Genomic DNA, 7,220 nt, shown 5'->3' on the forward strand with positions numbered 1-7,220 from the left:
TGGCTTTTTGCTATTTATTGGAGTCATTATGCGTTTATGGATAACAGCACTACTCACCGCTCTTGTTGCCTTACCAAGTTCGGCAGGGCAGTTTAAAAGTATCAAGGATGTCGAGGTTCATTATTCGGCTTTCAATTCCACGTTTCTAACTGCGCAGGTCGCTAAGCAATATAAGCTGAAACGAAACGGATACTCAGCGATTCTAAACATCAGCGTGCTAGACAACGCTTCTCTAGGCAAGCCTGCAACAACGGCTAAAATTACGGGAACAGCTCGAAACCTAGTAGGTAACACTCGCACGCTTAACTTCCGTGAAATAAAGGAAGGTGATGCAATTTATTACCTTGCTGAGTTCCCTATCACTCACGAAGAGAACATCACTTTTAATATCGATGTTAACGCCGGTTTGAAAGGCACAGGTCCACTGCGTTTCACACAAAAATTCTATATAGAAGAGTAGCTTCAAAACTCACATTTCTAGTCATTAACTTATTAGAGCCACATCCCCATGAGTAAGATTGTTTTAGCAACAGGCAACCAAGGCAAAGTTCGCGAGATGGCAGATATTCTGTCTAAGTTTGGTTTCGACGTTGTCGCGCAAAGTGAATTTAACGTTTCAGAAGTCGCAGAAACAGGAACGACTTTCATTGAAAATGCCATCATCAAAGCTCGCCACGCTGCGAAAGTGACGGGGCTACCAGCCATTGCTGACGATTCTGGCTTAGAAGTTGATTACCTTAATGGTGCACCCGGTATCTACTCAGCGCGTTACTCAGGTGAAGGGGCTACTGATAAGCAAAACATCGAAAAGCTGTTAGATGCTATGCAAGGTGTCGATGTTGAAAAGCGTACCGCTCGTTTTCACTGTGTATTGGTGCTAATGCGTCACGAAAACGATCCAACTCCATTAGTATGTCACGGTAAATGGGAAGGTCGCATTCTGACTGAAGAACACGGTGAGAATGGCTTTGGCTACGATCCTGTATTCTTTGTACCAGAAGATAACTGCGCCTCAGCAGAACTTGAATCGTCACGTAAGAAGCAACTGTCACACCGTGGTAAAGCCCTCGCGTCATTATTCAAGACTCTCAAGGAGCAAGCTCTGTAATGCACAATGCAGCGCTAATACCACCCGCACTCAGCCTCTATGTCCACATTCCATGGTGTGTACAAAAGTGTCCGTATTGTGATTTTAACTCTCACGCTCTCAAAGCCGAGATTCCTGAAAAAGAGTACATCGATGCTCTGCTTGAGGATCTCGATACCGATATCGAAAAATACCAACTCAATGGCGCACCTCGCCCATTGCATTCGATCTTTATTGGTGGCGGCACGCCGAGTCTATTTTCTCCAGAAGGAATAGGTCGATTGCTGCAAGGCATTGAACAACGCATTCCGTTCAAACCTGAAATAGAAATCACCATGGAAGCTAATCCGGGAACTATCGAAGCTGAGCGTTTTGCTGGTTACCAAAAAGCAGGCATAACTCGAATCTCGGTGGGTGTGCAAAGTTTTGAACAAGAGAAACTAGAAAGGCTTGGGCGTATTCACGGTCAAGACGAAGCGGTTAACGCAGCTCATTTAGCACATAAAATCGGACTAAATAGCTTCAACCTAGATCTAATGCACGGCTTACCCGATCAAAGCATTGATCAGGCCTTGGCTGATTTGGACAGAGCGATCGAGCTTAACCCTCCGCATTTATCTTGGTATCAGCTAACAATAGAACCTAACACCATGTTCTATTACAAAACGCCAAAGCTGCCTGACGATGATGACCTTTGGGATATTTTCGACTTAGGCCATAAGAAGCTCGCAGACGCAGGTTATGTACAGTACGAAATCTCAGGCTACAGCAAGCCGGGATATCAGTGTCAGCATAATCTCAACTACTGGCGCTTTGGTGACTACCTAGGTATTGGCTGTGGCTCTCATGGCAAGCTGAGTTTTGCAGATGGACGTATTTTTCGCACCACTAAGGTTAAACACCCTAGAGGTTACCTAGCCGCGTATCAGAATCTGGTGAAGCCCTATCTGTCGGATGAACTTGAAGTCCCTAATGAGGACCGCCCTTTTGAGTTCTTCATGAACCGCTTCAGGCTAATGGAAGCGTGTCCAAAGCAGGATTTCATTGATACTACGGGGCTTGGTTTTGACTCTATTCAAGAAACTATTGAATGGGCAAAAGAGCTAGGCTACTTGAATGAAACCAACAGCCATTGGCAGATCACTGAAAAAGGAAAACTCTTCTTAAACGATTTGCTTGAAGCCTTTATGGCAGAAGAAGACGAATAGTTCGAACGCTAGAGTACAAAAAGCCTCTCATCACGAGAGGCTTTTTTTGTCGAGCTTAGAACTTAGAAAATAGAGCGACCAATACGCTCAGAGAGCAATTCTAAAGCCTGAGTTCCCGCCAGTGAATTACCCGACGCGTCTAGTTCCGGAGACCACACCGCGATCGTCATTTCGCCAGGAACAATCGCAATAATCCCGCCACCGACACCAGACTTTCCTGGCATACCAACACGATAAGCAAACTCTCCCGCCCCATCGTACAAACCACATGTCGCAAGCAGAGCATTCAACTGCTTAGTTTGAACAGGCGTAATGATCTCTTTCTTGGTTTGAACCGACACACCTTTGTTCGCCAAATAACTAAAGGTCTTCGCCAAATCCACACAGGTCATTTTAAGCGCACAAGCATGAAAGTAATTGTTGAGTACGGGAATAACATCGTTCTCAAAATTACCAAATGAACGCATCAAGTAAGCGATAGCAGCATTACGATCGCTGTGCATCATCTCAGAAGCCGCCACAACCTTGTCATACACGATATGTGTATCACCTGATAGCTGACGGACAAATTCTAGTAAACGGTGTCTTGGCGCTGATAGACGGCTTTGTAATAAGTCGGCAACGACAATCGCGCCAGCATTAATAAACGGGTTACGAGGGATGCCGTGTTCCATCTCAAGCTGAATCATCGAGTTAAAGGCTTGTCCTGATGGCTCCTTCCCTACTCGCTGCCATATCTCTTCCGGCTTATACAGCACCATTGCTAGCGTTAGGCTTAGAGCTTTCGAAATTGATTGCACGGAAAAGGCTTCATCAGCATCGCCAGCTTGAATAACTTCACCTTCATTGGTGTATACCGCAATCGCCAATTTCTGGTTCGATACGCGAGCCAATGCAGGAATATAGTCAGCGACCTTTCCCTGACCAATTAAGGGACGAACTTCGTCTAAAATCTCGGCTAAAATAGCTTGAGTTGGTTTCATGTGTGCTTACTTCTTTATTGTTATTTTTGTAGGGGGTACGACATTACTTTCTGTCCTTAAACCTTTATCGCAATAAAAGCCTAAGGACAAAAAAGCCAACACTACAATAATGTTGGCTTTTATCAATCCCATAAAGTGTAGGGGTTAATCCTAAGTCGGATTCACCTTCACTTAATTTGATTCAGAATTACTTAGTACGCTTGAACTTAATGTCCCAAACACCATGACCTAAACGGTGGCCACGAGCTTCAAACTTAGTCAGTGGACGCTCGTCTGGACGAGGAATGTAATCACCATCTTCAGCGATATTCTCGAAACCTGGAGCTACGTTCATCACTTCAATCATATGTTCTGCGTAGTTTTCCCAGTCTGTTGCCATGTGGAAAATACCAGTATCAAGTTGCAGCTTACCGCGAACCATCTCTGCAAACTCAGCCTTAACGATACGACGTTTGTGGTGACGAGCTTTATGCCATGGGTCAGGGAAGAACAGTTGCAGTGTATGCAGGCTGCTGTCTGGGATCATGTGTTCAAATACTTCTACTGCATCGTGACACATTACACGCAGGTTAGTTACGCCAGCATCGCGAGCTGTACCTAAACACGCACCAACACCTGGGCTGTGAACTTCAATACCTAAGAAGTTTTTCTCAGGCGCATTCTTTGCCATTTCAACCAGTGATGCACCCATACCGAAGCCAATTTCTAGTACAACAGGGTTGTCGTTGCCAAACACTTCTTTCCAATTAAGAAGTTCTGGGTTGTAGTCGATACCCATTGTTGGCCAACATTCGTTCATCGCGTTTTCTTGGCCTTTTGTTAAGCGGCCTTCGCGGCGAACAAAACTACGGATCTTACGAACCAGTTTGCCGTCTTCAGTATATTCGTTAGTGGTCACTTCACTCATTGATTTTTGCCTGCACATTGATTAATCAAAGCGGGGATTATCCAAAGAATTGCCTCCGGTGCAAGTCTTTCCGTGGATAAATTCCCACACAATTTGTCTGTTTTACATCCAACCGTAAGTGTGGTGCAATTTCACTCCTAATAATAGCAAAGCATAGAGCATGTCGTGACTCCTTTCGCAACCGCCATATTAAAGTGGTATGACGCCTTTGGGCGCAAAGAATTACCTTGGCAACAAAACAAAACCGCCTACACCGTTTGGCTATCTGAAATCATGCTTCAGCAGACTCAAGTGGCCACGGTGATTCCATACTACCAGCGCTTTTTAGAACGCTTTCCAACAGTTATTGACCTAGCGAACGCCGAACAAGATGAGGTGCTGCACTTATGGACAGGGCTTGGCTATTACGCGCGAGCTCGTAACTTACATAAGGCTGCAAAGATTGTTACCGAGCAATATGATGGTGAATTTCCGCTTTCTATCGAAGAAATGAACGCGCTACCGGGTATTGGGCGCTCTACTGCCGCTGCAGTGTTGTCCTCTGTGCATAAACTCCCTCATGCGATTCTTGATGGCAACGTCAAACGCACCTTAGCGAGAAGCTTTGCAGTAGAAGGTTGGCCGGGGCAAAAGAAAGTCGAGAACCAGCTTTGGGAACACGCAGAAGCACACACTCCCAATCAAGATGTTGATAAGTACAATCAAGCCATGATGGACATGGGTGCGATGGTTTGTACTCGTAGCAAGCCCAAATGTACGTTATGCCCGATTGAAAGCATGTGTGAAGCTAAGAAGATCGATAGACAACTCGATTTCCCTGGCAAGAAGCCTAAGAAAGAAAAGCCGATAAAAGAAACATGGTTTGTGATTCTGTACCACAACAATCAAGTATGGCTCGAGCAACGCCCTCAATCTGGTATCTGGGGAGGACTATTCTGTTTCCCTCAAAATGAAAACGCAGAGATCGAACATCAACTAGACCTTCGTTCGATCAAAGACAATGAAACCAATTCGATCAAGACCATGATTGCGTTTCGACATACTTTCAGCCACTACCACTTAGATATCACGCCTGTATTAGTAAAATTAGATAAACAACCAGATTTGATAATGGAAGGGACTAAAGGTCTCTGGTATAACTTATCAAAACCGGAAGAAATTGGCCTAGCCGCTCCTGTAAAGCAGCTTATTGAGAGCCTACCCTTTGAACTGAACGACGTTTGAATCAACGAACGCGATAAGAGGAACCACTATGAGCCGCACTGTATTTTGTGCTCGCCTTCAAAAAGATGCTGAAGGCCTAGATTTTCAACTTTACCCGGGTGACCTAGGTAAGCGTATCTTTGACAACGTATCTAAAGAAGCTTGGGGACAATGGCAAAGTAAGCAAACTATGCTTATCAATGAAAAGAAGCTGAACATGATGGATCCTGAGCATCGTAAACTTCTTGAAACTGAGATGGTTAACTTCCTTTTCGAAGGTAAAGATGTCGTTATTGATGGCTATACCCCGCCTAGCGAATAAGACATTTATTTAAATAAATTTTAATGACATCATGGTTTACGCCGCGATGTCATTTTTGTATGAGGAACTATGAAAAAGCTAAGTTACTTCCTAACAGCCATGTTGTTAACAGGGTGCAGTCGTGAATTTGTCGAGAGCATTTATGATGTTAACTACGAACCAACCAACCGGTTTGTAAGTAATTTGGCAGAACTACCAGGGCAATTTGAAAAAGATACTGGGGCGTTGGATGCTTTGATTAGTAGCTTTTCAGGCAATATCCAAAAGCGTTGGGGCAGCAGTGAAGTAAAGATGGCAGGTAAGAGTAACTATGTGAAATACATAGACAATTATCTAAGCCGTTCAGAAGTTAACTTCAGTCAAGGTATCATAACGGTAGAAACCGTCTCCTTAACAGATCCTAAAAAGCACCTCAAAAATGCGATCATGACGACGCTCCTGACACCCGATGATCCAGCTCATGTCGATCTATTTTCGTCCAAAAGCATAAAGCTAGAAGGTCAACCTTTCCTCTACAACCAAGTCGTAGACCAAGAGAAAAAGCCCATCCAATGGACATGGCGTGCTAACAAATTCGCAGATTACCTGATCGCCAATAACCTAAAAACCAAAGAGGTAGACTTTAAAAAAGCCTACTACGTCGAAATCCCAATGGTGGCAGATCATGCGAGCAAACGTAGTTATAAGTACGCCGACATAGTACAACGAGCATCTCAACGCTATGACATCCCTGAAGACTTGATCTATGCAATCATCAAGACAGAAAGCAGCTTCAATCCTTACGCGGTGAGCTGGGCAAATGCTTATGGTCTTATGCAGGTGGTACCTAAAACCGCTGGACGAGATGTCTTTAAGCTCGTTAAAAAGAAACCTGGAGAACCAAGTCCTGAGTACTTATTCAATCCAGAAAACAACATTGATGCAGGCACCGCATACTTTTACATCCTTAAAAATCGTTATTTAAAAGACGTAAAACACCCAACCACGCTTGAGTACAGTATGATCTCTGCATACAACGGCGGCACTGGTGGCGTGCTCAATACTTTCAGTAAGGATAGAAAGCGAGCAATGCGTGACTTAAATTCATTGCAACCGAGTCAAGCTTACTGGGCACTAACAAAGAAACATCCCAATAAAGAGTCGCGCCGATACTTAGAGAAAGTAACAAAATTCAAGAAAGATTTTAACCAAGGTAAAACGTAAGCCTCACTTTTGAATAAAAAAACAACTAACGAACGTTTTTTTTAGTTATTTTCAAAAAAGGTGTTGACGGTTATGCAGAAAATCCGTTTAATAGCGCTCCGTTGCCCGGATAGCTCAGTCGGTAGAGCAGAGGATTGAAAATCCTCGTGTCGGTGGTTCGATTCCGCCTCCGGGCACCACAATTTGATTTGTTGGTGTCAACACTCTTTAACAGGGAGTAGCAACACGGACAAAAGCATAAAGAATTTAGTGTGCCGACTTAGCTCAGTAGGTAGAGCAACTGACTTGTAATCAGTAGGTCACCAGT

Annotated in this window: 8 protein-coding genes and 1 tRNA gene; 7 read left to right on the plus strand and 2 right to left on the minus strand. The window is 44.2% G+C overall.

Features of this window, described 5'->3' with window-relative positions; genetic code table 11:
• Positions 1-28 precede the first annotated feature (28 nt).
• The 3 genes from ACED25_RS10680 to hemW are packed head-to-tail and all read left to right on the plus strand — an operon-like array spanning position 29 to position 2,295.
• Positions 29-460 (plus strand): DUF4426 domain-containing protein, encoded by a 432-nt coding sequence (locus ACED25_RS10680; protein WP_017101446.1) that lies wholly within the window; start codon positions 29-31, stop codon positions 458-460.
• A 48-nt stretch (positions 461-508) separates the two neighbouring features.
• Positions 509-1,108 carry an XTP/dITP diphosphatase gene (locus tag ACED25_RS10685; RefSeq protein WP_017101447.1) on the plus strand — a complete coding sequence of 200 codons (600 nt, stop codon included), beginning with the start codon at positions 509-511 and terminating at the stop codon, positions 1,106-1,108.
• On the plus strand, positions 1,108-2,295 hold the full coding sequence (hemW, locus tag ACED25_RS10690) for a radical SAM family heme chaperone HemW (RefSeq protein ID WP_371695245.1): 1,188 nt from the start codon (positions 1,108-1,110) through the stop codon (positions 2,293-2,295). Before ACED25_RS10685 ends, hemW begins: the two co-directional genes overlap by 1 nt.
• A 62-nt stretch (positions 2,296-2,357) precedes the next feature.
• Here the strand turns inward: hemW and glsB are convergent, their stop codons facing one another.
• Both glsB and trmB read right to left on the minus strand, forming a co-directional pair.
• Positions 2,358-3,278 (minus strand): glutaminase B, encoded by a 921-nt coding sequence (glsB, locus tag ACED25_RS10695; RefSeq protein ID WP_009847707.1) that lies wholly within the window; start codon positions 3,276-3,278, stop codon positions 2,358-2,360.
• Positions 3,279-3,465: 187 nt separating this feature from the next.
• Positions 3,466-4,185, minus strand: a complete 720-nt coding sequence (gene trmB, locus ACED25_RS10700; RefSeq protein WP_004735468.1) for a tRNA (guanosine(46)-N7)-methyltransferase TrmB — start codon at positions 4,183-4,185, stop codon at positions 3,466-3,468.
• 165 nt (positions 4,186-4,350) lie between these two features.
• Between trmB and mutY the strand changes: the two genes are divergently transcribed.
• The 4 genes from mutY to ACED25_RS10720 all read left to right on the plus strand — a co-directional run bounded on the left by mutY (position 4,351) and on the right by ACED25_RS10720 (position 7,092).
• Positions 4,351-5,409, plus strand: coding sequence for an A/G-specific adenine glycosylase (mutY, locus tag ACED25_RS10705; protein ID WP_371695246.1), 1,059 nt, complete (start codon positions 4,351-4,353; stop codon positions 5,407-5,409).
• A gap of 28 nt (positions 5,410-5,437) precedes the next feature.
• Positions 5,438-5,710, plus strand: coding sequence for an oxidative damage protection protein (locus ACED25_RS10710; RefSeq protein WP_010435637.1), 273 nt, complete (start codon positions 5,438-5,440; stop codon positions 5,708-5,710).
• Between the two features lie 69 nt (positions 5,711-5,779).
• The gene (mltC, locus tag ACED25_RS10715; RefSeq protein WP_017103679.1) at positions 5,780-6,913 is read left to right on the plus strand and encodes a membrane-bound lytic murein transglycosylase MltC; all 1,134 of its coding nucleotides are present in this window, start codon (positions 5,780-5,782) and stop codon (positions 6,911-6,913) included.
• A gap of 103 nt (positions 6,914-7,016) precedes the next feature.
• Positions 7,017-7,092: transfer RNA gene (locus ACED25_RS10720), tRNA-Phe, on the plus strand.
• Positions 7,093-7,220 lie beyond the last annotated feature (128 nt).

It is taken from the genome of Vibrio sp. 1F263 (assembly GCF_041439035.1).
In the GTDB taxonomy this organism is placed as follows: Bacteria; Pseudomonadota; Gammaproteobacteria; order Enterobacterales; family Vibrionaceae; genus Vibrio; species Vibrio tasmaniensis_A.